At 40.1% G+C, this 25,141-nt stretch carries 24 protein-coding genes and 2 pseudogenes; 23 read left to right on the top strand and 3 right to left on the bottom strand.

Annotated elements, in window-relative coordinates; all coding sequences use genetic code 11:
• Window positions 1-247: 247 nt before the first annotated feature.
• The 15 genes and pseudogenes from DXA93_RS07270 to cytX all read left to right on the top strand — a co-directional run bounded on the left by DXA93_RS07270 (window position 248) and on the right by cytX (window position 13,184).
• A complete protein-coding gene (locus DXA93_RS07270) occupies window positions 248-724 on the top strand; it encodes a hypothetical protein (protein ID WP_119207973.1) in 477 nt (158 codons plus the stop codon).
• Between the two features lie 280 nt (window positions 725-1,004).
• Window positions 1,005-1,193 (top strand): hypothetical protein, encoded by a 189-nt coding sequence (locus DXA93_RS07265; protein WP_118720571.1) that lies wholly within the window; start codon window positions 1,005-1,007, stop codon window positions 1,191-1,193.
• Between the two features lie 374 nt (window positions 1,194-1,567).
• A complete protein-coding gene (locus DXA93_RS07260) occupies window positions 1,568-2,395 on the top strand; it encodes a DUF6414 family protein (RefSeq protein WP_118720573.1) in 828 nt (275 codons plus the stop codon).
• On the top strand, window positions 2,395-3,519 hold the full coding sequence (locus tag DXA93_RS07255) for an AAA family ATPase (protein ID WP_118720575.1): 1,125 nt from the start codon (window positions 2,395-2,397) through the stop codon (window positions 3,517-3,519). Before DXA93_RS07260 ends, DXA93_RS07255 begins: the two co-directional genes overlap by 1 nt.
• A gap of 121 nt (window positions 3,520-3,640) precedes the next feature.
• Window positions 3,641-4,420, top strand: a complete 780-nt coding sequence (locus DXA93_RS07250) for a hypothetical protein (RefSeq protein ID WP_118720577.1) — start codon at window positions 3,641-3,643, stop codon at window positions 4,418-4,420.
• Window positions 4,421-5,130: 710 nt separating this feature from the next.
• Entirely contained in the window at window positions 5,131-6,669 is a 1,539-nt protein-coding gene (istA, locus tag DXA93_RS07245) for an IS21 family transposase (protein ID WP_118720579.1), read from the top strand.
• A gap of 6 nt (window positions 6,670-6,675) precedes the next feature.
• Window positions 6,676-7,098: pseudogene (locus tag DXA93_RS07240) on the top strand (ATP-binding protein); the annotation flags it as partial.
• 219 nt (window positions 7,099-7,317) lie between these two features.
• Window positions 7,318-8,652 (top strand): AAA family ATPase, encoded by a 1,335-nt coding sequence (locus tag DXA93_RS07235; protein WP_118720581.1) that lies wholly within the window; start codon window positions 7,318-7,320, stop codon window positions 8,650-8,652.
• Entirely contained in the window at window positions 8,652-9,074 is a 423-nt protein-coding gene (locus DXA93_RS07230; protein WP_118720583.1) for a hypothetical protein, read from the top strand. The genes DXA93_RS07235 and DXA93_RS07230 overlap by 1 nt, the downstream gene beginning before the upstream one ends.
• 260 nt (window positions 9,075-9,334) lie before the next feature.
• Complete coding sequence (locus tag DXA93_RS07225; RefSeq protein ID WP_055222169.1) at window positions 9,335-9,676, top strand: arsenate reductase family protein; 342 nt, start codon at window positions 9,335-9,337, stop codon at window positions 9,674-9,676.
• Window positions 9,677-9,701: 25 nt separating this feature from the next.
• The gene (locus DXA93_RS07220; protein WP_118720585.1) at window positions 9,702-10,403 is read left to right on the top strand and encodes a hypothetical protein; all 702 of its coding nucleotides are present in this window, start codon (window positions 9,702-9,704) and stop codon (window positions 10,401-10,403) included.
• A 78-nt stretch (window positions 10,404-10,481) separates the two neighbouring features.
• Window positions 10,482-10,670, top strand: coding sequence for a hypothetical protein (locus tag DXA93_RS18370; protein WP_243109170.1), 189 nt, complete (start codon window positions 10,482-10,484; stop codon window positions 10,668-10,670).
• A complete protein-coding gene (locus tag DXA93_RS07215) occupies window positions 10,661-11,344 on the top strand; it encodes a serine hydrolase domain-containing protein (protein ID WP_243109174.1) in 684 nt (227 codons plus the stop codon). The genes DXA93_RS18370 and DXA93_RS07215 overlap by 10 nt, the downstream gene beginning before the upstream one ends.
• Window positions 11,345-11,525: 181 nt before the next feature.
• On the top strand, window positions 11,526-11,909 hold the full coding sequence (locus tag DXA93_RS07210) for an arsenate reductase family protein (RefSeq protein WP_330425624.1): 384 nt from the start codon (window positions 11,526-11,528) through the stop codon (window positions 11,907-11,909).
• Between the two features lie 115 nt (window positions 11,910-12,024).
• Window positions 12,025-13,184 (top strand): annotated as a pseudogene (gene cytX / locus DXA93_RS07205) (putative hydroxymethylpyrimidine transporter CytX).
• Window positions 13,185-13,600: 416 nt separating this feature from the next.
• Here the strand turns inward: cytX and DXA93_RS07195 are convergent.
• Complete coding sequence (locus tag DXA93_RS07195) at window positions 13,601-14,443, bottom strand: AraC family transcriptional regulator (RefSeq protein WP_158583279.1); 843 nt, start codon at window positions 14,441-14,443, stop codon at window positions 13,601-13,603.
• A 146-nt stretch (window positions 14,444-14,589) separates the two neighbouring features.
• Here DXA93_RS07195 and DXA93_RS07190 point away from each other — a divergent pair, with 146 nt between their 5' ends.
• The 6 genes from DXA93_RS07190 (at window position 14,590) to DXA93_RS07165 (ending at window position 21,472) form a co-directional block, all read left to right on the top strand.
• Window positions 14,590-16,308, top strand: a complete 1,719-nt coding sequence (locus DXA93_RS07190; RefSeq protein WP_119207966.1) for a glycoside hydrolase family 2 protein — start codon at window positions 14,590-14,592, stop codon at window positions 16,306-16,308.
• A gap of 47 nt (window positions 16,309-16,355) precedes the next feature.
• Complete coding sequence (locus tag DXA93_RS07185; RefSeq protein WP_330416926.1) at window positions 16,356-16,889, top strand: AbgT family transporter; 534 nt, start codon at window positions 16,356-16,358, stop codon at window positions 16,887-16,889.
• A gap of 402 nt (window positions 16,890-17,291) precedes the next feature.
• On the top strand, window positions 17,292-19,325 hold the full coding sequence (locus DXA93_RS07180) for a hypothetical protein (protein ID WP_118594919.1): 2,034 nt from the start codon (window positions 17,292-17,294) through the stop codon (window positions 19,323-19,325).
• A 20-nt stretch (window positions 19,326-19,345) separates the two neighbouring features.
• Complete coding sequence (locus tag DXA93_RS07175) at window positions 19,346-19,810, top strand: 8-oxo-dGTP diphosphatase (protein WP_243037981.1); 465 nt, start codon at window positions 19,346-19,348, stop codon at window positions 19,808-19,810.
• Between the two features lie 187 nt (window positions 19,811-19,997).
• A complete protein-coding gene (locus DXA93_RS07170) occupies window positions 19,998-20,366 on the top strand; it encodes a TnpV protein (protein ID WP_118594962.1) in 369 nt (122 codons plus the stop codon).
• 119 nt (window positions 20,367-20,485) lie between these two features.
• Window positions 20,486-21,472, top strand: coding sequence for an Abi family protein (locus DXA93_RS07165; protein ID WP_243037980.1), 987 nt, complete (start codon window positions 20,486-20,488; stop codon window positions 21,470-21,472).
• 177 nt (window positions 21,473-21,649) lie between these two features.
• On the opposite strand, the gene DXA93_RS07160 is transcribed toward DXA93_RS07165, so the two are convergent.
• Together DXA93_RS07160 and DXA93_RS07155 are read right to left on the bottom strand one after the other, a co-directional pair.
• Window positions 21,650-22,804 carry an AAA family ATPase gene (locus DXA93_RS07160; protein WP_158583278.1) on the bottom strand — a complete coding sequence of 385 codons (1,155 nt, stop codon included), beginning with the start codon at window positions 22,802-22,804 and terminating at the stop codon, window positions 21,650-21,652.
• Entirely contained in the window at window positions 22,791-22,976 is a 186-nt protein-coding gene (locus tag DXA93_RS07155; protein ID WP_119207962.1) for an AAA family ATPase, read from the bottom strand. The genes DXA93_RS07160 and DXA93_RS07155 overlap by 14 nt, the downstream gene beginning before the upstream one ends.
• A gap of 294 nt (window positions 22,977-23,270) precedes the next feature.
• Here DXA93_RS07155 and DXA93_RS07150 point away from each other — a divergent pair, with 294 nt between their 5' ends.
• The gene (locus tag DXA93_RS07150; RefSeq protein WP_158578774.1) at window positions 23,271-24,365 is read left to right on the top strand and encodes an MBL fold metallo-hydrolase; all 1,095 of its coding nucleotides are present in this window, start codon (window positions 23,271-23,273) and stop codon (window positions 24,363-24,365) included.
• Complete coding sequence (locus tag DXA93_RS07145) at window positions 24,365-25,123, top strand: hypothetical protein (RefSeq protein ID WP_118594916.1); 759 nt, start codon at window positions 24,365-24,367, stop codon at window positions 25,121-25,123. Before DXA93_RS07150 ends, DXA93_RS07145 begins: the two co-directional genes overlap by 1 nt.
• Window positions 25,124-25,141: the final 18 nt, after the last annotated feature.

Raw genomic sequence — 25,141 nt, 5'->3', positions numbered from 1 at the left:
TGATATAGAGTGTATGCCTTATGTGGATGCTTATAATCAATATCATATTCCTGTAATTCCTTTATGCTTATAATCAATATCATATTCCTGTAATTCCTTTGCTTAGAGCTATTCAAGAATTGATTACAAAAATAAAGGATTTCAGTTCTCTGATCCAACAATTGATCAACTGAATTATAATTATATATCCTCATGGGGATTTAGGCAAAAACATGGGCGTTGGTACTACAAAGACAATTACGTCGAAATGGGAGATCTCCTTCCACTGTCAGAAGAATTAGCGCCTAAAGATCCTGAAGAAGGAAGGGCATTAAAAATTAAGGCTTCTTTAGATGATGAATTGTATGGTGGAAGACTGATGTTTCGAGTATCATCTAACATTCCTAATGGAACGCCGATACTTCTTACGTTGAAAGGAATTAATTATCAGGCTCAGTGTAAAGCGTTTTCTGAAAACGGTACTTTCGAAAGCGAGTGGTTCAGCGATCATGGAAATGATTTGAAAGCTGGGTTTTATACGCTGCAAATTAGTTGTCCGGTTTATAATGTTTTGCCAGATGAAGTCAAGGATGTTTTTGGAGAAAGAAACAGAAATATCTATGGACCAGGTGTGAAATTTGATCCTATAAGTGGAAACTATATTTGCATTGCATATGGAATAGTAATACATTTTAATACGGCAGAAATAATAGATCTTCAACAGAGCATTTCAGATTTATTATAGAAAGATATCGTGATAAACGTAAATATCAATCACTCGCTTGGTGCCCTCGTTTGTGAGTTGACCACATTGGGGTCTGACCGTGCGTCCAGCTAAGGGTATATAGTCCGGTGGGTGGAAGCCCCATCAAATAAGCTGCTAACCACAGCATTTGAAGCGAGTCTTGAGTCTGCCGCGGCAACGCTGCAGGCTAAGCGTAGACAGCAAGGTAACAGGGCTAGCTAGTGAGCGCCGAAATCCTGGTTATTGAGGATTAACGAATCATAAGCGAGTGATCCAGTTTATGGTTAGGAATGATCTGATTTGTAAAACCAAGACAGGTAGATATTATAACAATAGCTTTAAATTTGACGACCAGACCCAGGCAGGTGAGTATGGAGCTGATTTTGAGGGAAAGATCAAGTTGGATGAATTCATTGATTTAAAAACTGGTAAGTGGACCAGGGAGGAGATGCCGAAAGATCAAAAATAAGAATAGATTGTATAATCATCTGGATCAGTGTAGATACAAATGCTTAATCCAGCGAATACACAAATTTATGATAGGATTGTGATTACGGTCTTAGAAAAATCTTCAGGATTCTGAGCATGTTTCGAATGGAGGGGAAGCGGCCAGCTAAAAAGTCTTTGGAGTGCGTTTTTGAGATAATCCGCTTGGATAAAATGAAACGAACTGTACAAACCGAACAAATTGTACGAATTTATGATTGGAAATGTTAGGGGTAATCATCTCAGAAATGTGGTAGGATGAAAAGATACTGGTTAATGAGGACTTACAATAGTACCACTTATAGTTTAGGGGTGATAAAGTTTTTGGCTTTGAGTAATTTGCAAGGAGAAAGAATTATGGACAATACAAATTTTTTGAAAATAGTATATTTTGACGAAGCATTTGTTGCGGATTTCATGCAGATTATTGCAGGTGGTGAACTTAAGAAGACGACAGAGTTTATCACTGAAGTTAACTCTGGAATTGAGGGAACTGCGGGTATAGAGGGTGGCATAGGAACTGAAAAAAATGCGTTATCCAAAATCTTTACTTTTTTAAGTGGTGCGACAGTCAATGTAGAAGCGAGTGTAAATACAGATCTTTCGAGAAAGTCCGATAGGATTGCTAAAAATATTCTTGAAAATACACTGCTTGCAGATTTTATTGCTCTGCTTGATGCTGACCAGCGCAGATCAAAGAATAAGCGTTGTAGCGGTATTAAAGTATTCCCTAAAGTGGTTGTTAGACCGGAAGTAAATTCCTTTTCGTATATTATGCTAATAGCTCCTTTTCTTAGCATGATTGATGGCGAATTACCATTCAAGACCGACGATGGCGAAGCGATGAAAATTGACATAACTAAAATAGAGGAAGCCATAGAGAAAGGCCGTGGCTATTATGAATTTGTGGCTACTGTTGATGGTAAGGATGTCATTTTGAGATTTAATCGTAGCGCTTTCAGAAACAGCTATACGATGTCTGATTTACCTAAGATGCGACTTACATACTATGCGATCCATGTGGGAAAAATTGAAAAGTCTGATTTGCAGGTTCAAAAAGAGTTTGAGTTTGGAACTACAAAAGTGTCTAAACGTGTAAATTATGATTCTACATTGGAAGACAGTTCTACAGCTACTGGAGTTGATGTATACGATGTTGTGTTAGCTGGGGTGTTGGAGGGATAATGGATAGAATAGAGATATATTGGGGAGCGGACAAAGATTTCGAAGAAGCGACTGAAAAACTTACAGGTGAGTACTTCTTGGTGGACGTTGTTAATCACATCAATAAGACTGACGTAAAGATTGAAGGTGTAGGTGGAAAAAAAGATCCACCTATGGAAGTAGAGAATCTTCTAGTTCACACGGACGATTACGGTGGTGTGAGAGAGTGGGCAATTCTTGGCTTTTCTAACAATGTTTTGCGTAATCTGAAAGTTAATGTTAAAAATCTATGGCTTTGCAATCCTCCGATAAAAATTTATGAGGATATTGTAAAGAATTACGAAAAAGAAATAATCACAGAGCATCGGACTTTATATCCTGAAATCACAATAGAGGATATGTGTAAGATGTCTGAAGGGTTTAATGATGCTGTAATAGGACAACCCCATGTAATGAAGCAATCGTTGGCTTCAATTTATGCTTTACGGAATAGTGAGCGTAGAAGGCCAGTTACGCTTCTATTTTTGGGTGATTCAGGTATCGGAAAAACAGAGACGGCAAAATATATTAGTTCGTGTCTAGGTACGGATATGGTTAGAATCCAATTTTCAATGCAGCAGACGAACAGTGCTTATCAGTACATTTTTGGTGCCGATCATGGTGAGGATAGCTTGGCTCGTGAATTGATTAGACGCAGATCTAATGTTATACTGTTAGACGAATTTGATAAGGTATCTCCTTCATTCTACAATGCTTTTTATCAAATGTTTGATGAAGGTACTTTTGTCGATTCGAATTATTCAGTGGATGTTTCCAAGTGTATTATTATTTGCACTACGAATTACAGAACTGAAGAAGAAGCGGAAAAGTATCTGGGGACACCAATCTATTCAAGATTTTCTAAAGTTGTTATTTTTAATCCGATTAGCGTAGATAATAAATTGAAAATTGCAAGAAAATGTTATACAGGGCTAATGGAACAGATAGATGCTGAGGATAAAGTGCTTATTGAAAATAATTCTGTTTTATCGTTTTTTGAAAAAGTTATTAAAGAGGGTGCTTATCCCAATATGCGTATGCTGAGGAACGATATTGAGGATGCGATAAACTTTGAAATATTGAAAGTAAGGGGCATTATTCAATAATTAAGACTTACCACGCCTAAAATGAGCTTTGTACCTTGGAAGTTCAATATTTCAGCTGATGGAATACTGGTACTTGACACCACGAGCACATTAACAAAACTGATTTCTTATGGAGAATGCAATGAATAAAAATAGAGATGATTTTTCACAGCAAGTAAAAGATATGCTTGCCAAGCGTGCGGGATATCGATGCTCAAACCCAGATTGCCAAAAACCAACTGTTGGAGCTCAAGAGGGAGGCTCCAAATCAATCAGTATAGGAATTGCGGCTCATATAACTGCAGCTGCACCAGGTGGGCCTCGTTATAATGCTGCTATGACACCTGAAGAGAGAAGTTCTATAGATAATGGCATTTGGCTGTGTTCAAACTGTTCCATTGTAATTGATAAAGATGAACACAAATATACTGTAGAATTATTAAAAACTTGGAAAAAGGATGCTGAAATAAAATCCCATGTTAACATTGTTCATTCTACTGCTGAATGCTCGACAGCAGCTATTTGTCCTGATATATATAATCTTTTATTATTTAGAAAAGATTTGACTGAATGTTTGAAATGGTTATATTTATTTAAGGGATCCACCCATATCATTCTAGATTCAAGCAATTTTCCTTTACCAATTAACTGGAAAAAATTATTAGCTGATAATAATTCGTTTTTAGGTATGGACTTTACAATAACGCTTCACGAAATATGTGAATATATTGAAAAATTAAAACTTCTTATGAATGAAGAAAAAGAACGAATAGAAAAACAATATCCTCGTAGTAAAAGTAGACGTATTGCCGATATGGGAACTGTAACGTATTGTAATCGTCTTGCTGATATTACATCGTTTCTATCAGAAAAATTCAATCAAAATATTTTAGACACCCTTTCGCAAAAACTGGGAAAATAATAATATTTATTAGCTTGATATGGGTACTTGACCACGCGAATATAGTATGAACAAAATTTAGAAAAATATCAGAAAATTTATCGTGATGGAATGCGTATCGATTAAGAGGGATAAGTTTAGCTTGTCTGGAGACTCTCGGGGTCTGACCGTGCGTCCAGCTAAGGGTATATAGTCCGGTGGGTGGAAGCCCCATCAAATAAGCTGCTAACCACAGCATTTGAAGCGAGTCTTGAGTCTGCCGCGGTAACGCTGCAGGCTAAGCGTAGACAGCAAGGTAACAGGGATAGCTAGTGAGCGCCGAAATCCCAAAAGAACCAGAGGGCCGACATCGTGGTCAGGATGGAAGGCAACATATGTACTTATCGTTACGGTGAGATTTTACATACTTCTGCGGCGTTGGTGGGAACTATTCATGTTACACAGGGAATATATATCAACTGGAGAGAACCTGCATTTTCTTCCTGAAGTGTGTAAACAGGAAGTATGCCTGACAACCAAAAGAAGGATGGCAAAAGAAATGCAGGTAGTCGGAGGCCCGCATTTATTGAATAATCCGGAGCGAAGTCCATCACCTGTCCGGTTTATGGAAATCACCGTTCCGTTTTAAAGGAAATCATTATTCCGCTAAAAAGGAAATCACTTTGTTATTAAATCCTTATAATGGAGATATACACTTTATAGTGTAAATTCATTACAAGGAGGTCACGATTATGACCAAGTATCGAGAAATCATCCGGCTTACCGGATTGGGCTTCTCTCAACGCAACATCATGGCAAGCTGTGGTGTTGCTCAGAAAACTGTAGTCAAAGTTCAAAAACGTGCCAGAGAATTAAAGCTTTTCTGGCCTCTCGATGAATCCATGACAGATGTTGAACTTCAAAGGCTTATGTTTTCCAAGGAAAGTACGGTATCACAAAACAAGCGTATGCCGGACTATGATTACATCAGCAAGGAGTTGCTCCGTAACGGAGTCAGCAAAAAGCTCCTGTGGACGGAATACATGGAGGATTGCCGTGCTAACGGCGAGGAACCTCTCATGTATTCACAGTTCTGTTATCACATCCAACAGGATGAGCAGAAACGACGTGCTACCATGCATATCAACCGCAAACCTGGCGAACAGGTCGAGGTCGACTGGGCAGGTGATCCTGCAACAATCATCGATCCAGATACTGGTGAAATCTTAAAGGCTTACATATTCGTAGGTGTAATGACCTACAGCCAGTATGCGTATGTAGAAGCCTTCCTGGATATGAAGCAGAAATCATGGATTAACGCCCATGTCCATATGTACGAGTTTTTTGGCGGCGTTGCCCGAATCCTTGTACCAGACAACTGCAAAACTGCAGTCGTCCATAATGGTGGCTGGAAAGACCAGCAGATTAATGAAACCTATCAGGAAATGGCAGAATACTATGGCACAGCTATCATTCCGGCTCGTGTCAGAGCACCCAAGGATAAGCCAAATGCGGAAGGAACGGTAGGAAATCTCTCTACCTGGATAACAGCAGCACTCCGTAATGAGCAGTTCTTTTCTCTTGCCGAATTAAACCGTGCAATCAGAGAAAAGCTGGAGCAATTCAACCGAAAACTCTTTCAAAAGAAAGAGGGCAGCCGGTTAGACTTATTCCTTGAAGATGAAAAGCCATTTCTTGCGCCATTACCTGCAACCCGTTTTGAACTGAGTGACTGGAAGACAGCCACTGTTCAGTTCAATTATCACATATCTGTGGACGGAATGCTATACTCAGTTCCGTATGAATACATCAAAAAGAAAGTTGATGTAAAGATAACAGATACAACCGTTGAAATTTTTTACAGTCATAACCGCATTGCTTCCCATCGGCGTCTGAAAGGACGTCCTGGGCAGTACAGTACCATTACAGAGCATATGCCGGAAGACCACCAGAAGTATCTGGAGTGGAATGGCGACTGTTTCCGTAAATGGGCTAAGCGGATTGGCATAAATACGTACACTGTGGTCAATGCAATACTGACCTCCAAACGAGTGGAACAACAGACGTATCGGAGCTGTATGGGACTTCTAAAGCTTGCTGATAAATATTCAGAGGCTTTGCTTGAAGCATCCTGTAAAAAGGCTTTGGCCTATACATCCTCGCCCAGTTACAAGAGTATCAAAAACATCCTTGTAACGGGTTCTGTAAAAACAGAATCGGAATCATCTGAGTCCAAGACCACACGTAAAGCACACGGCATCACAAGAGGTGCAGACTACTATCGGAGGTAATCACATATGACAAATCAGAGTACAATAGATAAACTTATTGAAATGCGTCTTACCACAATGGCAGATGCATTCCGCACCCAGCTTGACGATCCTAAATTCAAAGAAGTTCCTTTTGAGGATCGCTTCGGAATGCTGGTGGATATCGAATACAGCAAGCGAAAAAATAACCGCCAGAAGCGTCTGATCCGCAACGCTGGATTTGATCAGCCGGAAGCAAGCATCATGGATATCAACTATACTTCTGGACGCAGGTTAAACAAAGAACTGATAAAGCGACTTGCAACCTGCGAATATATATCTGAACACCGGAATCTATTTATTACCGGTGCAACAGGCTGTGGCAAAACATATATGGCATGTGCCTTTGGTATGGAAGCCTGCAAGCAGTATTACAACACCAGGTATGTCCGTATGCCGGACTTACTCATGTACACATTGGGGTCTGGTACTCGAAAGAGAAAATAAAAAAATCTAAAGAAAACATAAATATATCATATTAGCCCAGAAAAATCTATGGAAAGATTTTGTGATGATCCCTTAAGAATGATGTTTTAGCTAGATTTCATGTAAGAATATGATGAGGAAAAATGTTTTTCAAAACCCAATTAAACCAATAACTATTATAAATGAGACAAGGAGTAACATACATTGCCAAAATTAATTATCAACAAACTCGGTCCTGTTGAGACCTGTGAACTGGAGTGTTCCCAATTTATGAACTTTACGGGTTTTCAGGCATCTGGAAAGAGTACAATTGCCAAAGCAATTTATTATTTTAGAACAATTAAAGATGATATCATCGAGCTTGCAAAATCGCAGGCATTGGATGCGACACCTGTATATGGAGCGAAAAGTACTCTTAGTATAGAACATGGAATTACTTTGAGAAAAGCTCTTGAAAATTATTTGCGTGAAAAATTTTTAAGAACCTTTGGATCATCATGGGGCATGCCAAACGACATGTACATGGAATATCATTTCACTAAGACATGCTATGTTAAGATTTCTTTGGAAAATGATAGCAGATATTCTACACCAAACTACATTTGGATCACGATGAGTAATGAACTGATTCGTTTTTTGAAAGCAAATAACCATACACTTTCTGTAACACCATTGGGAATCTCTGAAGAGGATCTGAGGATTTTTAAAAAGAATTTATATGAGATTTTTGAGGATTCTTGTTCTGTCGTCTATATTCCGGCAGGACGCAGTATGATTACGCTACTTTCTCAGCAATTGAGTTATATTTATGCCACAATGGATGATATGCAGAAAAGATCTTTGGATACCTGCACAAAAGATTACCTGGAGAGGATACTTCGATTAAAACCAGAATTTTCAGAGGGGCTGCAGGGCTTAGCTTATTCATCGGGGCGTTCTGGATTGTCACCGCGACTTGTGGCGCAGGCACTGGATTTAACTCAGAAAATACTGCGTGGAACTTACCGTTATAGCAATGGAGAAGAACAGATTGTTTTAGAGGATGGGAAATATGTAAAGATAAACTTTTCGTCTTCGGGACAGCAGGAATGTGTCTGGATTTTGAATCTATTGTTTTACTACTTAGTTCAACAAAAAGAAATTCTATTTATTATTGAAGAGCCGGAGTCACATTTGTTTCCGGAATCACAGAAATATATTACGGAATTGATTGCATTAGTCAATAACTGCGGACATTCGATTGTACTGACAACACATAGCCCGTATGTATTGGGAACGTTAAATAATTTATTATATGCAAAAACGATTTCGCCACAGGCGAGAAAAGAAGCAAACAAAATTATTCGGGAATCTTTATGGCTGGATTATAATGCATTTGATTCTTGGTTTGTAAAAAATGGAACAATTGAAAATTGTATGGATGCAGATATTCATATGATTCAAAATGAAAAAATTGACGAAATCTCTAAAGTAATTAATGAAGATTTTGAACGATTGCTGGAACTACAGACTACCAATGAAGAAAGTGTGGTGTTCTAATGCCGTTAAACGGATTTATATCTTTATGTGGCAAAAATGCGAAACAGATTGTTTCTCGAGATAAAGGGAATTCACAATATCATAAAGCAAATAATGTTTCAAATTCGGAAGTAACACATTATCAGATAGACGGAAAAGTAATTAAGACAGGTGACAGATGTGATTATCTTCTTATGAACGAAACCTCCAAGACAGCATATTTGATTGAATTAAAAGGATCGGATCTTGTGAAGGCTGCCAGTCAACTAGAGGCAACGGAAAATGCTTTGCGGTCTCAGCTAGTGGAATATCAATTGCAATACCGAATTGTTGCGAATAAATGTAAAACACAGGAAATACATTCCAGTGCGTATAGGAAATATCAGATACGATGGAAGAGTCGTTTACTACAGAAAACGGGATATATTGAAGAAAAAATCTAGAAAATAGAAAAAAGAAATTTGTAAAGTTGGATCTTCTTACAGTCGTATTCCAGAAAGATGTGAGTTGAAATAAGTATGAACTGATCTGTAAAGTATGGAATCAAGTCGCTTTAAGTGAAGGTGTGATTATCTCGGAAATGTGATAGGGTGAGAAGGTACTGGTTATTGAGGATTAATGACACAGTTGTTATAGTGCTTTATTGCGAAAGGGATAATCCGAAGAATTAAATATAATTTTGGAGCTAGAAGGGAACATTACAATGAACATACAAATATTCGGAACTAAGAAATGCAACGATACAAAGAAAGCTGAGCGTTTTTTCAAAGAGCGCGGCATCAAGTACCAGTTCGTAGACATGAAGGAAAAAGGCATGAGCAAAGGAGAATTTAATTCTGTAGCTCAGGCAAATGGTGGACTGGAAAATATGATTAATTGGGATGGCAAAGACAAGGATTTATTAGCTTTGATTAAATACATTGCTGATGAGGATAAGCTTCAGAAAGTGATGGAAAATCCATCTGTAATTAAGACACCAGTGGTCAGAAATGGAAAACTTTCTACGCTCGGTTATCAGCCGGAGATATGGAAGAAGTGGCAATAGAAAAGCTGGGAGGAAACATGAAAGAATGACTTATTATGATCAAGAAAACCAGTTTTTACGCCAGCGGCTGCAGAAAGAAATCCCAATTTTGACAGCATTAATTCAGAATTTATATCAGGAACTGGACCGGAAATTTCATTTGAATGGAGCAAAAATACCGGTAACATTTGGATTTGAGACCGATTCTCTGGGATCCTATACAAGGCAGAGTGCTCATGAAAAGGAACATTTTCATTTTTCCCTGCTCTTTGTTGCGTATGGAGTCAACAATCCGTTGTCAAAAGAGGACCGTATCGATTTATTCAAGCATGAATATGCGCATTACATGCAGTACAATATGCGGATACCTGAGAAGTATAAATGGCAGGCTGGAACACATGGAAGTGCGTGGAAATATTGTTGTTCTCTTATAGGTGCAGCACCGACACCTTATTATAAGGCAGGAGAGGCGCTGTTGGATCATAACTATGATAAAGTATTAAAAAGCCGGATTCATGATAAGACAGTGCCGATTCGAGATACGTATCAGCGCCAGCAGAAAGCACAGAAGCAGAAGGATGAAGTTGTTCAATATAAAATTGGAGACAATATCACACATCCGAAATTCGGAGATGGAATCATAGAAAAGATTAATCTGAGATCTGGTGGAGTTCATCTTCATATTCGGTTTGATGGTGAGGTGAAATGTATTGATCAGAAGTGGTTGATGAGGAGGAAATATACATAGGTTTATAAAAATTTCAGAAAGACAACATGGCAAAGATACTACAAATTATTATAGTAAAAATAAAGGAGGAACCTAGCTATGGACATATCTGATTTTATAGGAGCTGCAAAAACCTTTCACGTTCTTGGAATAAAGGTCACAAAAGATGGCGACCTCATAAATGAATGGTACAGCGAACCCGAATGCCGTAGAAATATCTATCTGCAACGAAGAGCTTCACATCCTGTGCAGTTGGTTTTGCTGTCCAGGAAGGATTACTGTCTTTAGATGAAAAACTGACGGATGCCTTTCCCGAAGATTTACCCGATGTGATCGATGATAATCTGAAAATGGCAACGGTTCGAGACCTGCTTACGATGTGTTTAGGACAGGAACAGGGCAGCCTTATGGGAGAACAGCGGCCATTATACCAGGAGGATGACTGGGTAAAAATGTCTTTGGCGATTCCGTTTCAATATAAGCCAGGTACACATTTTGTATATAATAATGTTGGTCCCTACCTGGCAGGCATTCTTGTACAGAGACGTTCCGGATGCGATCTGGTCTCTTATCTTACACCAAGGCTTTTTAAACATCTTGGAATCAAGCGGCCGACATGGGAGACGGATCCTCTTGGAAACAGTTTTGGCGCAGGTGGATTGTTCCTTACACTTTCTGAACTTCATAAATTCGGATTGTTTTACCTGAATAAAGGAAAATGGAATGGAAAACAGATTTTATTCGAAAAATGGATAGAAGAAAGTACAGCAGCATCCGATACAGACAATTATGGTTATCTTTTCTGGAGAGGAGAATACAATTCCTATCGGGCGGATGGAAAATATTCTCAGATTTCTATGATCCTTCCGGACAAGAATGCGGTTATTTCGATGGTCGCAGAATGCCGGAACGGGGAAGAACTTATGAGTGCTTTGTATGATTTGGTATGTGCAAAGTTATAGATTATTATTGCATAATTGTGAAAAAGGAAAGACCAAAAGAGCCCAAACAGCTCGTCTATATAAGATAGATGGGCTGGATTCCGAAGCTGATGAAGGTGCTGGAATTGATCTTGGAAGAAGGAAAATAATTGCCGATCCTCCGTTCCTGTGCTGAAATGATTCCGGCAAAAGATACAGGATTATGGATAAATTATATTTGATTGGAGATGGAGAAATATTATTTATATGTTACCCAAAATGCTCAACCTGCCAGAAAGCGAAAAAATGGTTAGATGCACAGAAAATAGAATATACCGAGCGCAACATCGTGGATGTGAATCCAACCTGCGGTGAGTTAAAGGAATGGTATTCTAAGAGCGGCTTTCCACTTAAAAAGTTCTTTAATACCAGCGGCCTTCTTTATAAAGAAATGAAACTGAAGGACAAACTTCCTGCCATGAGCGAAGAGGAACAGCTGCAGCTTCTTGCCACGAATGGTATGCTGGTGAAACGCCCGCTGCTGATCGATGGTGATACCGTGCTGATCGGCTTTAAGGAAGCAGAATGGTCTGAAAAGCTGGGATGATTGGAGAAAGATTGGGAGTCAGATGAACGGATAGAGTAAATTCATTGCCGCATTTTCCCTTCTGTGCTAAAATGGTTTCCGGTATGAAAATATAAGCAAAGAGAGGAACATGAAAATGAACGAAAAACGTACCGGCCTGTTCGAGAATGGCCTGATCTGGTTTGGGGCAGGTGTCTCGATTGCCGAAATCCTGACCGGAACCTACCTTGCACCGCTCGGCATGGGAAAAGGTCTGGCAGCGATTCTTATCGGCCATATCATCGGATGCCTGATGCTGTTTCTGGCGGGCGTGATCGGCGGCAGGGTCAGAAAAAGTGCCATGGAAACCGTAAAAATGAGTTTTGGACAGAAGGGAAGCATCCTTTTTGCTGTCCTGAATGTATTGCAGCTCGTTGGCTGGACCGCCATCATGATCTATGACGGAGCGCTCGCCGCAGACGGCGTAATGCATACGGCAGATGGATCTGGTGCCTTGTGATCGGAGTCCTGATTATTCTATGGATTGTGATCGGAATCACGAATCTTGGTAAAATCAACACGGTTGCCATGGCAGCATTATTTCTGCTTAGCCTGATCCTGAGCAAGGTCATCTTTGCCGGAGGCGGAGCAGGAGCACCATCGGATGACAGTATGACATTCGGTGCAGCAGTAGAACTTGCGGTTGCGATGCCGTTATCCTGGCTGCCGCTGATCAGCGATTACACAAGAGAAGCAAAAGAACCGGTCAAAGCAACGGCCATCAGCGCGGTTGTCTATGGAATCGTCAGCTGCTGGATGTATGTGATTGGAATGGGAGCAGCGATCATCACCGGAGAATATGACATCGCGCAGATCATGCTGAAGGCAGGCCTTGGCATTGCGGGCCTTCTGATTATTGTATTTTCAACAGTAACAACGACATTTCTGGATGCCTACTCCGCAGGAATTTCCAGCGAGACCGTCGTAAGCAAATGGAATGGAAAGCATGTGGCCATCGTTGTCACCGTCATTGGAACCATCGCAGCGATTGTATATCCGATGGACAACATCACAGATTTCCTCTATCTGATCGGCTCGGTCTTTGCACCGATGATCGCAATCCAGATTGCCGACTTTTTCCTGCTGAAACGGGACAAGAGCAGCCTGGCCGTACATATTCCGAATCTGATCATCTGGGTGATTGGATTTGTGGCATACCGAATTCTGATGAACATCGACATGCCGCTGGGAAACACTCTGCCGGATATGGTGATTACGATTGTAATCTGCCTGATCGTTGGAAAATTTGTTTCATAAAAAGTGAATAAAAAGATCAGATGACTGTTCTGCCTGCATTTGAGCAGGCGGGGCAGTCATTTTGTGTGCCGAGCATGGCACTAATCTTGCTGGTGCAAGTCCAGTCACGGGTATTTACCGCCAAGTGTAGCGAACCACAAGTCGGTATCAGTAACGGTATGGATGGAGGAAGTGGTGTAGCAAAGTTCTTGAGCCTACGAACAGAAACTTGATCAGGCGATTAGGTGGGTGAGATTGCAAATCAAATTGAAGCCCAAATGGTAAACGTAAACCGAATATGTAGTAGCAATAATTCATACCTTTTTAGCTGTATTTTGTATCGTAAACAGAAAGAAAATGCACTATAATCCAAGGCAATGAAAGTACTTAAAAAAGTAGTTTCGTTGCCTTGGTTCCATTTTTAGAAAGAATAATACTTAGGTGGGAAAATTCCCAGGCGCTGTGTGGAGTTTTCTGTAAGAAACCGGGGACAGACCGCACTGTTTCTTGAAAAAGGAAGAAAAGTGGTGAGGGTCTAAGAACCCAAGCTGTGTGGAGATGGCAGAAACAGGAAGAGTGGTGCGGCTTAGCATGGACTGGGCCAGCTTGTACTTCTGGGACAGGTAATACTGGTAGGGAGCAACATGATATACCTCCTGGAACAGGTGGATGAGCCTGGAGCGGGACAGGGAAACGGTATCTGCCAGATGATCCAAGGACAGACTTTCTGTTAAGTGCATATCGATATAATTGCGGATCGCCAGTGCAGTAGGATTGATGGGAACTTTGTTTGCCAGAAAATCCGCCAGCTCCTGAATATATTGATGGAGCAGTACAGCCAGCTTGTCAGCAGAGTGTACAGGGTCGGCGGTAAAGGCATCAAGGATCCGGGTCAGAGGTGTTTCGTTATGGAAGCGGGGGATCAGGGTGACACCGTCTAAGCCGTAATCGGAGAGAAGATGCTGTACCAGACTGCCGCTGACATTGAACCAGATCTTGGTCCAGGGATCAACTTTGTCTGAATAGTAGTGGTGGTAGGTGCCGGCAGTAAGGATATAGGCATCGCCGGCATTTACAGTGAGGATACTGCCGTTTCGCTCGATATGTCCACGACCGCTTAAAACGTATTCAAACACACACAGGGGTCTGCGATAAACCAGGATCTCATAGGCAGGATCCGGGTAAGTGATACCGGCCATGATGGGAGAAAAGCTTTCCGCGGTAGGGCCGGTGTAGACCGTGTATTTTTCAATCTGTGTGCGTGTAATTTCCTGAGGCATGGTGGTTCCTCCATTTTTTGAAAGCAAATTGCAATAATGTAATAACAGCATTGTAGTAAAAAGGAGTAAGCCTGTCAACTATGGCTTTCACCATATAAAATAAAAATGAAATCAACCCAAATAAATGATCACAGGAGGACAAAATTATGACACAAATACCCAGACCGGAGCATCCCCAGCCCCAGATGAAGAGGGAGCATTGGAAAAACCTGAATGGAGAATGGGATTTTTCCTTCGACTTTGGATGCAGCGGCATAGATCAGAAATGGCAGGAAGGAAAGACAGATTGGGAGAAGAAGATCCTGGTGCCCTTCTGCCCGGAAAGTGATCTGAGCGGAATCGGCTATAAGGACTTTATCCCCGGCGTATGGTATCACCGCACCATCACATTGACAGGGGAGGAGCTGAAGGGAGATCTTCTCTTACACTTCGGCGCAGTGGACTATGATGCAAGAGTATGGATCAATGGAGTAGAGGCAGGCAGACACCAGGGCGGTTATGTTTCCTTTACGTTTGATATTACAAAGCTTGTAAAGGAAGGAGAAAATGACATTACGCTTTTTGCAGCAGATGATGTGAGAAGCGGAAAGCAGCCCAAGGGAAAGCAGAGTCATTTCTTCTACTCCAGAGGCTGTGATTATACCAGAACGACAGGTATCTGGCAGACGGTATGGCTTGAGTGGGTACCGGAAAGCTACATTGAAAAAGTGCAATATTATCCAAACCTGGCAGAGGCAACTCTGGGAATTAAGGCGGTAGTAAAGGGGCAGGGCACACTGGAAGCAAAGGCCTTTTATGGGGGAGAGCCCTGTGGCAGCGTAAGCGCAAAGTCAGAGGGCGGCACCGTTACCATGACACTTCCTTTGTCCCGTCTGGAAAAGTGGGAGCCGGGTCATGGCAGACTGTATGACCTTACATTAACCTATGGAGAAGATAAGGTAGAAAGCTACTTTGGTATGCGTGAGGTAAGACTGGATGGAGAGAAATTCCTCATCAACGATAAGAGCGTGTTCCAAAGACTGGTGCTGGATCAGGGCTTCTATCCGGATGGCATTTACACAGCGCCTACAGAGGAGGCACTTGTCAAGGATGTGGAACTGTCCATGGCTGCAGGCTTCAACGGCGCAAGACTCCATCAGAAGGTATTTGAGCCTCTGTTCTTGTATCACTGCGATAAAGCAGGCTATCTGGTATGGGGCGAGCAGGGCTGTTGGGGACTGGATTACAGCAATCCCGCAGCACTAAAATATTTCCTGCCTGAGTGGATGGAAGCCTTGGAGAGAGACTTCAACCATCCCGCCATCATCGGCTGGTGTCCGTTTAATGAGACATGGGATTATGAGGGAAGAAGGCAGGATGACAGCTTACTGGCCAATGTGTATAAGATGACAAAGCTGTATGACACCACCAGACCCTGCATTGATACCAGCGGAAATTATCATGTGGTGACGGACATCTATGACTTACACAATTATGAGCAGGATCCGGCAAAGTTTGCAGCAATCTACGAGTCCTTTAAACAGGGAGGTGATTTGGAAGATAATCATGGCTACAGGCAGACACCTGTAAAGGGTATCCCTACCTTCATCAGTGAGTATGGCGGTATCAAGTGGGACGAGGAAGGTGTTGAAAAGGATGGCTGGGGCTATGGTGCAGGTCCTGCTACCAAGGAGGAATTCCTGAACCGATATAAGGGACTGACCGATGCCCTTTTGGACAATCCCCATATGTTTGCCTTCTGCTATACTCAGCTGTATGATGTGGAGCAGGAGTTAAACGGTCTGTATACCTATGAACGTAAACCCAAGTTTGATATGGATGTGATAAAGGCAATCAATGCCCGTAAGGCAGCAATCGAGGATTAAAAGCATCCCGCAGAGTATAAAAGAAAGCGTGTGAGAGACATTGGGGTCTGACCCTCTTATACTTAAATGATATGAAAGTGAATGATATTGCTGTTTCTTTTAAAAACGGTGCGAAAGACCTGATTGGTGCAGCACTCGTTGTTGCCATGGCGCAGGGCATCATGCAGGTGCTTGGAGGCTCCGATCCGACGACACCGACGGTGATTAATACCATTATGTACGGAATCTCCAACGCGCTTTCCGGTCTTTCCGGTGCAGCCGCAGCGGTTATTATGTATCTCTTCCAGTCTGTTTTCAACTTCTTTGTTGTATCCGGCTCCGGCCAGGCTGCAATTACGATGCCGATTATGGCTCCGCTGGCAGATCTTTTGGGTGTTTCTCGTCAGACATCTGTTCTGGCATTCCAGCTTGGAGATGCTTTCACGAACTTAATCGTTCCAACCTCCGGCTGTCTGATCGGTTCTCTGGCCATCGCGAAAATCGAATGGTCCAGTTGGATTAAATTTATGTGGAAATTCCTTGGCATTCCGATGATCGGCGCGATTATCACGATTCTGATTGCGGTTGGAATTGGATTCTAAAGAGAACTTCTAATAGAAGAAAAAGAGATGCATTGAGGTCTGTAGGAAATGATGCATCTGAAACAGAAAGAAAATAAAAACAGGTTGCTTTTACGCAGAGAGAATCGGTAGCCCCTGAAACCAGAAAATATATGGTTACGGGGACTGGCCAGAAGGCGTGAGAGCAATCTGTTTTTTTATAAAATTGAAAAAAAGTACAAAAGAATACAGAAATAATATGAAATGGAAGAATTAAAAAATATTTGTCAAAATAATCTGGGTATGTGTTATCATATATCTAAGATTTTGCGGTATGAAGTTTCGAGAGCGTGTTTGAAAAACAGAAACCAGATTAAGGGAAGGATATGAAAAGGTATCCATAAACCGGTTTGTATCAGTTGCACAAATAACGGAGGAAAACGAATGAGAAATGAGGAATATCCAGTTAACAGAGAATGGAAGCAAAAAGCATTTAGTATGCCGAAATTACCCGGTGGGGACGATGGTCTGGAAAAAACATTGTATACGATTTTACAAATGGTAAAGGAGGGACAATCGCCAAATACGGTTCCTGAAATCAAAGGAAGCGACAGCACTGCCACATTGGGACGTATGTGCGAATGGATTCGGCCAATCGGTCTAGTCAACAAAGAAAAACAGAGGTGGTCTTTAACGGAGCTGGGAGAAACTGTTTTAAAGAAGCGGGACAGTTTCTTTTCTACGGCAGTGCTTTGCTCATCGATTGTATTTATGGGAGAAATTCTGTTCTCCCTGAATTTGCCGAAAACATCACAGCAGCTTTTAAAGATTGCAGAGAGCTACCATCTAAGCTGGAAAACATATTCCGAGATTCATAATAGAATCAAATGGTTCCGAGATGTGGAGATGGTTTATTTTGAAGAATACAAACTGGAATACCATCTGACGGAAAAAGGAGAAGAATTTCTCAGGCAGATTGATATTGTGTTGCCTTCCGATCTTGAGGAAGAACAGGATGAAACTATACAGGAAGATGCATTACCCATGGAAGAGTGGGCCAGAATGCTGGAGGCGGTTCCGTTAGAACAAAAGAGGATGGCAATCGGCTATATGCCGGGAAAAATGATGGATGCCTGTACAACGATTAGTACATATCTCCAATTGATGAACCAGGCTGTTTCGATTGAGCATATTCGGGAATATTCCCAGACAAATTATCAGATAGCCGTTTCTTCTTCCAATATGTTTCTATCCTTTTTGGAAAAAATCGGATTTATTGACCGGGTCAGCAGAACAATGTACATGACATCTGAGCTCGGAAGAAAATGGATGGAGAAACAATCACCAGTCGATTTGATTGCGTGTTTGAATGCCAGATATTTATTTGTTTATGAACTGCTGGCTGAATTGCGCAAAGAACCGAAAAACGCGAAAACACTCTCTATTATTGCAAAAGTGTCGTACGGATTTGAAAGAGAAAGTATTGATGAGATTAGAAAGCGATTGATTCTGCTGTCGTCAGCAAAGCTGGTGTATTATGTGGATAACGATAAATACGGGGTGACGGCAAGAGGGGAAAAATTACTGGATGAGTTTTCTGTTACGGTTGTGAATGCGGTTCAAAAGGACGAGGAAAGAAAGACAGAAAGCGGTGCGGAACTGCAAAAAGACCTCTGCGAAAGTGTGATTACAGAGCTGAGATTATCCAGCAGGGATTCCGCAAATCCGGATCGTTTTGAAAAAGCAATCAAATCCGCTTTTGTGTATCTTGGGTTTCAGGCGGCATGGCTTGGCGGATCAGGAAAGACGGATGTGTTGATTCAAGCAAGGACGGCGCCGAAGCTGTCTTATGTGGTTGCTGTGGATGCGAAATCTACGCAGTCCGGAAATGTTACAGAAGAAATGATTGATTTTGATACCTTGAAAGAACACCGGAAGCTCCATCATGCGGATTATTCAGCGATTGTCGGCTGTTCCTTCCGGGGAGAACGGCTGTTTAACCGATGCCGGGAACATAAAGTAGCACTTCTTGATGTGGATATCATGGAACAGATGATTCGGAATCAGGCAGAAATTCCACTTACAGGTGAAAATTATAAAAAAATCTTTGAACAGACGGGTATTGTCGATCTGAGTGTTTTGGATGAGGCAAGAAACCAGACAGAACGATATGGGCAGCTGGTTGATGCGATCATGGGATGTCTTGTGAGTGAAAGCCAGGACGAAGTGACAGAAGGAGTTCTTACGTCCCGTGAAATTTACAGAACGGTAAGAGACGATGAAAGATTCTCGATAACCCCCGGGCTGGATGAGATCGAAGATATCCTCCGTTTTTTAGAATCGCCGTTAATTGGCTGTGTTGGAAAAAATAAAGATGGATATTATGCAGTCGGATCTTTAAATGAAGTGGCAAATAAGTTTCAATTTTATGCAAGAAATTGTAAAAAGATAAATCAGAGCGAAGAAAAAACAAGATAAGAACAAGGAAGGAAATCATTTTGAATCGTAAATCACAAGTAGAATTGACAAGCATGTGCCTCATCTGCGATGAAACACGAATTCTGGTGGAGGAAAAGTGCGGCACATCTTATCCGGGCGGCCTGGTTTTTCCAGGCGGCCATGTAGAGAAAAATGAATCGCTGCAGGATTCGGTCATTCGTGAAATGAAAGAAGAGACAGGGCTGACCATAAAGAATCCAAAGCTGTGCGGCGTAAAGGACTGGATCGAGAAGGACGGCACGAGATATCTTGTTCTGCTGTACAAAACAGATCAATTCGAAGGAGAATTAAAATCATCCGAAGAAGGCCGCGTCTTCTGGATCGACCGGAAAGATGTTCCGACTGCCAATCTGATCTGGAATATGAGAGAACTGCTGGAGATTTTTGACACGGACGATTACAGCGAGTTTTTCTTCCGGGATGAAGATGATGTAAGACCGGACAGAACAAATCTTCTGGGATAATGTGCAAAAGAAAGGAATTTTAGGAGTATGATAACTGTGTATTTCGTTTGCCACGGCAGGTGACGAAAATAGTGCTGAAAACCTTTGAAAATCAAGGATTTTTTCAAAATCCGACCTGAATTTACGACACTTTTACGACAGATGAAGTCAAGCTATGATAAATATGTTGTGAAAGAGGTCAAATATGATGAAGGAAAGAATTACGAAAAACGGAATTGATTATGTACTGGTTGGGGATTATTACATACCGGATTTAAAATTCCCAGAGGAAGAACGGCCTATTGGAAAGTATGGGCGAATGCACCGAAAATATTTAAGAGAGAATAAACCGATGTTGTTTAATGATTTGGTGCTGAGTTGCCAGTTCTGGACTTACCTTGCAGATATAAATGAGCAGGCACAGGACAGATTACAGGTCATTATCAGTCAGATGCAAAAAGCTGAGTCTGTAACTGAGAAAATGAAAGAAAGTAATCAGTGGGAATGGATTCAGAGAATGGGCAGTATCCATAATCGTGCAGAGGAAATTGTGTTGAACGAATTGATTTATAGATAATTGACAATGCAGTACATACCTATTACACGAAGTGTAACAGGTATGTACTGCAAGAAATAGTGGGAGCTTGTATTCTTTTTTCGAAAAGGAATCTTGACAGCCACAATAAAAGTTGTATAATGATAGTAACAGAACCCACCACGCCTCTGATTTTTCATGCGCAACCCGGTGGGACTTTTTCATTTATGGGGTGTTTTATGTATCAATATCCAAAACAAATTTTAACAATAGCACAGCAGGTACAATCATATATTGATGCAGGAATGGTAATTACTTCTCGTGCGGACGTAGAAAAGTCATTAAAGTCCGTTGGATTTTATCGTTTGCGTGGATACTCGTTCCACTTATATGATAATGCTACAAAGAAGTATGTTCCAGGAACAAAGTTTGAAGATATTTTAAAGTTGTATCAATTTGATCAGGAATTATCTGCTTTGATTTTTTCAATGATTTCCAAGATTGAAGTGGCTTTGAGAGTACGATTGGTGGAAGCGTTACTAATACACGGAGAGCCACTTGTTTTGCAGGATTCATCGATTTTTAAAGAGAAAAAACTGTATTGGCAGAATATGTCTACTGTAGCGTCAGAAATTGCTCGTTCTAATGATGTGTTTATCAAACATAATTTTGACAATCATGATGGAGAGGTGCCTGTGTGGGCAGCTGTTGAAGTTCTTTCATTTGGTACGCTATCGAAGATAATTAAGAATTTGAAAACAGGTACTGGAAGTTCGTATTCTATATTGGCCACTAATTACCAGTATAAATCGAAAAAAGGGAATTTGGTAAATCCATCACAGAAAATGCTTGCTTCATGGATACAAGGCGTTTCGGTATTGCGTAATATGTGTGCTCATAATTCCAGAATTTACAATCGAACCATACATACTACACCAGAAATTCTCGATGTAGATAAAGTTACACCTCCGCCAGCACATAATGGATTGTATCAAATCTTACTGGCAATGAAATATCTGAGATCTTCAGATGAAGAGTGGACAGTATTTGTAGATACTTTTGATAAGCTGATTCAAAATAATATTGGTGTAGTCAGTCTTACAGCAATGAATCTTCCAACGGATTGGAAAGCACATTTAATCGTATAAATGTAGCAGAACTGCATAAAATAGTAAAGCAGACCTAACCAAGCTTTTTTTGCTCAAACCGGTTAGGCTTTCGGCGAAGTGTTACGATAAGCACTTCGCCATTTTTATTTTGATGGAATTGATCTGAGTATAAACAAGAGCTGGCTCCCAGTGTTTGAGGAATCCAGCTCTTTAAAATTAGTTTGAATCATTTTCTAATGTTTCTAATAAAGAATTGAAGTCGATAGAGGCTCTAACAGGAATGCCATGGTAGTTTCCATGGATATACTGATTTCTAAGGTTAGTGTTTTTATGGATTTTGCTATCGTAATGTGTAATGCATTGTATTTCTTTGTTTCCATTTTCGGTTTCATCAATGACATAAATGCTTTCTTTAGGAATATCTGATTCCATTAACAGGGTATTATGAGTTGTAAGGATAAGTTGTCCTTCGGAGTATTTGTTTAGAGCAGAAACTAAGCTTTCGACCAGAATATCATGGAGGGCTGTGTCAAATTCGTCAATGATGGCAACGGATCCTTTTACAACTACGAGCATAAATGGTAATAGCTGAAGAAGAGATTGTGTTCCTGTGGATTCTAAAGAAAATTCGATATCTCGTTCCATGCCTTCAATATATTTGGTAACCATCAATCTGTAATTAATACGATTTTCTTTATAGACTCTTTTGTAATACACTTTTTGAATATCGGTATAGGTGTTTTGGAAAAAGGTATTTAACATGCTTTCAGTTCGATTTAAAAGATTTTCTTTATCAAGGCGAATATTTCCCTCATCATAGTGACCGAATATTTCAGGGGGAAGTCCGATAATACCTCGTTCTTGGCGGCTGCCGAATTTTACTTTACATGAAGTACGAGAGAAAAATTCGAGAACCGAATCGAAATGGTCACTGATTTGCTCCTTTATATACATATCAGCTTTGTCATCAGATTCGTGCATCAATATTGCTAATAAAGAATGTTTCCCCCAATATTTGCTACAAGCTTTTTTGATTTCTTGATAGGCTGTATTTTCCAGAAAAATTTTAGGACTGATTGTGGCTTTGTCTGGTGTGATATCAAAATAAGCACCACGATTTCTTGTAAGAGTGTATTCCAATCGTTCGTGTATGATTTGAGAGTCGTTAGTTTCTAAAATATAACGCCCACTTTTTCCGTGTAATTGAAAACCAAATTCAAGATACATGGGTTCTTCGCTTCCCACCATTTTGTTTTCTTGAATCAATGTTTCGATGTCTTTATATCTCATTTTTAAGTAACGAGAAAAATCTTCATCTTTAAGATTGTCTGGATCAGATAATATGGATTGCATAATATCACGAACATCCATAGTGCGAAGAGTTTCCGATAGCATAAAAAAAAGCGGAAGCTAAATTGGATTTTCCAACACCATTTTTTCCGTAAATTAATAGTAGTTTTTTTGGCGCTCCATTTTTGTCTAATAAATTGAATTCTACATCACCGAAAGATTTGTAATTTTTGAGTTTAACATATTCAAACATTTCAGTTTCTCCGTTTTCTAAATAGTAAATAAGTAAAAATATAATTTCACAAATGTACTATAACACAAAAAATAAATAAAGTAAAGAACATTTTGTATATATACTCGTAAAAATTACGAAAATATAACAAAAACATTTGAAAAATGCAAGGTATTATGATAGTATAAGATTGTTGGCACTCGGCGGCGATGTTTGCTAACAATCCCGGGAACGTAACTGATTACTATAAGACAAGCAAATGACATGATTCGTAATGGCCAGAGAAGTCATGTTCATTTGCAGAAAGAAGGCAAAATGGCTTACGAAATTGATTTTGTTGGTGTGGGCGATGAGTGTAAAAAAGATGCTGATGCCATCGCCTTACGTTGGAAAGATTTATTTGGCAATTATAAAATTGCCGTGTACGATGGTGGGTTGCAAGCCCACGGAGAAAAATTGGAACAGCATCTAAATCAGTATTATTTTGATAAAGATGATGAAAAGGTTATCGATTATGTCATCTGTTCTCATTCAGATTCTGACCATACTTCTGGTTTGAAAAATATATTGGACAAATTTGAGGTCCAAGCATTGTACATGAATCGTCCGTGGTTATATGTAGATGATATTTGGGATAAAGTAAAGGATGGTCGCATTACAAAAGACAGCCTTATTAGACGTTTGAGAGATGAATATCCATATATCAATGACCTGGAAGAAATTGCACAAGACAAAGGGATTCCAATTTATGAAGCGTTTCAAGGAACTGTTATTGATGGTAAGTTAAGAATATTATCTCCAAGTAAGGAGTTTTACCTTGAGTTGCTGGTTGAATCAAGTAAAACACCTTTAATAAATGAAAGTGCAGACAATGCGTTTTCCAGATTTTTAAAGAATGCTTTTCAATATGTGAAGAATCTTATCGAAACATGGAGTAGTGAAAAATTACGTGAGAACGTGTCTACTACCCCGGAAAATGAAATGAGCGTTGTTATCTATGGAGAAATGGATGATAATTTCTTATTGACAGGTGATGCTGGAATCCGTGCTTTGGATAAAAGCATTACATATTCCGAAAACATCGGAAAAGAGATTAAAGATAATGTAGGCTTTATACAAGTGCCTCATCATGGAGGCCGCCACAATGTTAGTCCGTCCATCCTTAATCGTCTGATTGGAGATGTTGTGGAAGAAGGCGAAACCACTGGAAAAACTGCATTTGTTTCTGTTGCAAGTGGTTCGGATCACCCGCTTCAAATGGTAGTTAATGCATTTACAAGAAGAGGTGTGAGTGTATATAAAACAAAAGGTAATATAATTCACCATCACAGAAATATGCCGGACAGACCGGGATGGACCGCTATAAAACCACTTGAGTTCGAACAGAAGGTAGAGGAGTGGGAAGATTGATGGAATCAGTAAAAAAATATTTTGATGATTTTGTTTTTGCGGCAAGAGTAATGCCAGCTATGACAGCTGGCTTACCGCTGCTAATTATAGCAGTATATAACGGAATAGTAGCTAACAGTTGGTCAGAGGAAAGTACATCCTTTGCATTAGCAATAATATTTATTGCATTCTCCTCCTATATTGCTCGTGAATGGGGAAAAAATTACGAAGGAAAGATGTTTGAGGAATTAGGTGGAATGCCAACAACGATAATTCTGCGTTTTTCTGATAATAAAATTGATGGTATTTCTAAAGTGAAATATCATCAATGGTTTAATAATAATTTGGTGGGTGTTTCGTTACCCGTGTCTTTAACAGAAGAAATGGCAGATTCAACATCTGATAAAAAGTATATTAGTGCGATGACATTTTTACGTACTTATGCTAATTCAAATAGAGATAAATTCCCAAGAGTGTATCAAGAATTAAAAAAATACAATTTCTGGAGAAATTTATATGGATGTAAAGTTTTGGCAACTGTGTCATATGCTATTCTGTTACTTAGAGAATTTGTAGTCATAGATTCCTTTAGCTTGAAGGAAATGCTTATCGTTCCATTTCCGAAGTATATTATTTTAGTGGGATTATTAATATGGATTTGTCTTTTTTGCTCAATAGTGACAAAAAAGACGGTAAAAAGAAATGCATTTGATTATGCAAAAACGCTTCTTGAGATAATCGAAAATCTCTCTCAAGAAGAAATTACGATAGAAAAATAGATAGTTAAAACAAATTTG

This window comes from Blautia sp. OF09-25XD, assembly GCF_003482095.1.
In the GTDB taxonomy this organism is placed as follows: Bacteria; Bacillota; Clostridia; order Lachnospirales; family Lachnospiraceae; genus Fusicatenibacter; species Fusicatenibacter saccharivorans.
The sequence above is the reverse complement of the archived record's forward strand: the minus strand, read 5'-3'. Positions and strand labels throughout refer to the sequence as shown.